Annotated in this window: 1 protein-coding gene; it reads left to right on the top strand. The window is 69.7% G+C overall.

Going from position 1 to position 822, the window contains the following annotated elements; translation table 11 throughout:
* Window positions 1-5 precede the first annotated feature (5 nt).
* Window positions 6-821, top strand: coding sequence for a bifunctional allantoicase/(S)-ureidoglycine aminohydrolase (locus ACFQRI_RS27100; protein WP_380673500.1), 816 nt, complete (start codon window positions 6-8; stop codon window positions 819-821).
* Window position 822 lies beyond the last annotated feature (1 nt).

Here is an 822-nt window from a genome sequence, read left to right as displayed (position 1 = left end):
TGAACGTGCCGTCGTACTACGCGCCGACCGGTGGCCTGCCGCCGCAGACCGACCTGCTCACCGACCGCGCGATCGTGACCGAGGCCTACACGGTGATCCCGCGCGGGGTGCTGCGCGACATCGTCACCAGCACGTTCCCCGGCTGGCAGCACACCCGCGCGTGGGTGCTGGCCAAACCCATCGCCGGGTTCGCCACCACCTTCGCCCAGTACCTCGTCGACGTCGCCCCCGGCGGCGGCAGCACCCGACCCGAACCCGAGGCCGGCGTGCAATCGGTGGTGTTCCTGCAGGCCGGCGAGCTGCGCCTGACCATCGACGGCGCCGAGCACCACCTCACCCCGGGCGGCTACGCCTACCTGCCGGCCGGGGCCACCTGGAGCCTGACCAACCCCGGCACCGAACCCGCCAGCTTCTCCTGGATCCGCAAGCCCTACGAACCCGTCGAGGGCCTGGCCGCGCCCAAGCCCTTCACCGTCCAGGAACAGCACGTCGAGCCCACCCCGATGCCCGACACCGACGGCGCCTGGGCCACCACCCGCTTCGTCGACCCCGACGACCTGGCCCACGACATGCACGTCAACATCGTCACCTTCGAACCCGGCGCGGTCATCCCCTTCGCCGAAACCCACGTCATGGAACACGGCCTCTACGTCCTGGAGGGCAAGGCCGTCTACCGCCTCAACGGCGACTGGGTCGAAGTCCAAGAAGGCGACTTCATGTGGCTGCGCGCCTTCTGCCCCCAAGCCTGCTACGCAGGCGGCCCCGGCAAGTTCCGCTACCTCCTCTACAAGGACGTCAACCGCCAGATCACCCTCACCTGAC

It is taken from the genome of Saccharopolyspora griseoalba (genome assembly GCF_042665275.1).
In the GTDB taxonomy this organism is placed as follows: domain Bacteria; phylum Actinomycetota; class Actinomycetes; order Mycobacteriales; family Pseudonocardiaceae; genus Saccharopolyspora; species Saccharopolyspora griseoalba.
The sequence above is the reverse complement of the archived record's forward strand: the minus strand, read 5'-3'. Positions and strand labels throughout refer to the sequence as shown.